General features: G+C 72.2%; 2 protein-coding genes. One reads left to right on the forward strand and one right to left on the reverse strand.

Annotated features, from left to right (window positions below; genetic code table 11):
- Nucleotides 1-98: 98 nt before the first annotated feature.
- A complete protein-coding gene (locus HW445_RS25375; protein ID WP_180223239.1) occupies nucleotides 99-2,234 on the reverse strand; it encodes an MMPL family transporter in 2,136 nt (711 codons plus the stop codon).
- Between the two features lie 92 nt (nucleotides 2,235-2,326).
- Between HW445_RS25375 and HW445_RS25380 the strand changes: the two genes are divergently transcribed.
- Nucleotides 2,327-2,795: MarR family winged helix-turn-helix transcriptional regulator (locus tag HW445_RS25380; RefSeq protein ID WP_180223240.1), on the forward strand; the 469-nt coding region annotated here is incomplete at its 3' end.

The raw sequence follows: 2,795 nt of genomic DNA on the forward strand, positions 1-2,795 counted from the left end.
AGCCGGCGTGCGCGGTGAAGGAACGGCGGCGCACCGCCGCGGTCTGAGACGCCCCGTCCCGGTCCCGCCCGTCGGCGGGACCGGGACGGGGCGACCGGTCAGCCCAGCCTCGCCTCCGTCTTCGCCTCCTCCTGCCGGGTCGTCGGCCCGTTTCCGTCCGCCGCTTCACGCGTCAGACGGCTGGGCCACCACACCTTGGGGCCGATGTCGCGCACCAGGGCCGGCACCAGCAGCGATCGCACCACGATGGTGTCCAGCAGCACGCCGAACGCCACGATGAAGGCGATCTGCGCGAGGAACGCCAGCGGGATGACGATCAGCGCGGCGAACGTGGCGGCCAGCACGACACCGGCCGAGGTGATCACCCCACCGGTGGCGATCAGTCCGCGCAGGACTCCCTGCCGCGTTCCCAGGCGCAGGGTCTCCTCCCGCACACGGGACATCAGGAAGATGTTGTAGTCGACGCCCAGGGCGACCAGGAAGACGAATCCGTACAGCGGGACGGAGGCGTCCGTGCCCGAGAACCCGAAGCCGTGCTCGAACACCAGGCCGGCGATTCCGAGCGTCGCCAGGTAGTTGAGCGCCACGGTCGCCACCAGCAGCACCGGGAGCAGCAGGGAGCGCAGCAGGACGACCAGGATGAGCAGGATGATCACGAGGACGACGGGGATGATGAGGGTGCGGTCGTCCTCCGCGGTGCTCTGGGTGTCGTACTGCTGCGCGGTGTAGCCGCCGACCAGGGCACTGGCGTCGACCGTGCCGAGCCGTTCCCGCAGCGCGCTCACGGTGTCCTTGGCGGCGTCGCTGTCCGGTGCGGCGGTGAGGGTCGCGTCGACGCGTACCCGGCCGTCGGCCACCAGGGGCGCCGCGCCCGGCCTGCCGGACTCGGAGACCACCTGGACGTCCGCCACGCCCGCCGTGGCGGCGGCCGCCTCCTCCACGTCCGTCCGCTTGTCCGCGTCGGCGATGATCACGGCCGGCTGCCCGGACCCGCCCGGGAAGTGCTCGCCGAGGGTCTGCTGCGCGGCGACCGACGGCGCGTCGTTGACGAACAGTTCGTCCAGCGGCACGCCCTTCGACTGCAGGGCGGGGAAGAGCGCGGCCCCGGCCACGAGCAGGGCCATGGTGCCCAGCCACAGCCGTCGCGGGCTGGTGTCCACCCAGTGGGCGACCCGACGCCAGATTCCGTGCCCGCCCGTCTCCGCGTCGGCGGAACGGGGCCGGGCCGGCCAGAACGCCGCCCGGCCCGTCAGGGCGAGCACCGCGGGCAGGAACGTCAGCGTGGTGAGCACCGCGCAGACGATGCCGATCGCTCCGACCGGCCCCAGCGCGCGGTTGTTGGTCAGGTCGCTGAGCAGCAGGGCGAGCAGGCCCAGGGCGACGGTCGCGGCGCTGGCGGTGACGGCGCCGAAGGATCCCCGCGTCGCGGCGACGGCCGCGGCCACCTTGTCCCCGCTGTGCGACAGTTCCTCCCGGAAGCGCGCCGTCAGCAGCAGTGCGTAGTCGGTCGCCGCGCCGATCACGAGGATCGACAGGATGCCCTGGACCTGGCCGTCGACCCGCACGATGTCGTGGTCGGCGAGGACGTAGACGACGGCGCATGCCACACCGAGTGCGAAGACGGCGCTGACGATGATGGCGAGGGGCAGCAGGACGCTGCGGTAGACGAGCAGCAGGATGAGGAGGACGGCGGCCAGCGCGACGCCGAGGAGGATGCCGTCGATGCCGGCGAAGGCCTCGCTCAGGTCGCCCTGGGTGGCGGCCGGACCCGCGAGTTGCGCGCGGGCGCCGGGGACCTCCGCGGCGGCCGTCTCCACCTCCTCCAGTACCTCGGCGAGCCGGTCCCCCAGCTCGGGGCTCAGCGGGACGACGCCCTGGAGGGCTTCCCCGTCCTCGGAGCGCAGCGCCGGCGAGGGTGTGCCGGCCACGCCGTCGGCGCCGGCCAGTGAGGCCAGTTGCCGGGTGGCGGCCTCCTGCTGGGCGGTGTCCACCTGCCCTCCGCCCTCGGCGGTCCAGACGACGATCGCGGGGAGCGTCTCCTCCTGGTCGAACGCCTTCTGCTCTTCGATGACCTTGGTGGACTGGGCGTTCTGCGGCAGGAACGCCGCCTGGTCGTTGGTGGCGACCTCCCCGAGCTTGCCCGCGTAGGAGCCGAAGGCTCCTCCGAGGCCGAGCCAGACGACGACGAGAACGAGAGGGACCAGCCAGCGGACTGGTCGACGCGCGGTGTTCATGCACTTCCCAACGGACGCGGAGCGGACGACGAAGGTCAACATATCTCAAAGAGAAAGTATCTCAATCATCGAGAGATCGTAGAGTGGGGCCCATGGAACGGACCAGTCCGGAGAGCCGGAACGCCACCGCGCACGACCTGCAGGCCTACGCCGTCCTGCTGCGGACGCTCACCAGTGAGATCAACCGACGCGCGCACTCCTTCGCGCAGAGTCACGATCTGCACGCGACCGACGTCCACGCGCTGGCGGCGATCATGGATTCCGCGGTCTCGGACGGCCGCCCGATGACCCCCTCGCGGCTGGCCGAGCGCCTGAGCCTCACCTCCGGCGCGGTCACCGCCTGCGTCGACCGGCTGGAACGCGCCGGGCACATCAGCCGGACGCGGGACAGCGCCGACCGCAGGGTGGTGCACCTGGAGTACAAGCCGGCGGCCCGCGCGCTGGCCCGTCAGTACTTCGGCCCGCTGGCGCGCAGCACCGAGGCGGCGATGCGGCAGTTCACGCCCGCGCAGCTCGCCACGGTGGCGGACTTCCTGCACGCGCTCAACCAGGAGCTGGCCG

It is taken from the genome of Streptomyces sp. UH6 (genome assembly GCF_013421635.1).
Classification (GTDB): domain Bacteria; phylum Actinomycetota; class Actinomycetes; order Streptomycetales; family Streptomycetaceae; genus Streptomyces; species Streptomyces abyssomicinicus.

Bases quoted from the DNA above. Each gene is read 5' to 3' on its own strand.
- HW445_RS25375 (WP_180223239.1), bottom strand. From the start codon at position 2,234: ATGAACACCGCGCGTCGACCAGTCCGCTGGCTGGTCCCTCTCGTTCTC.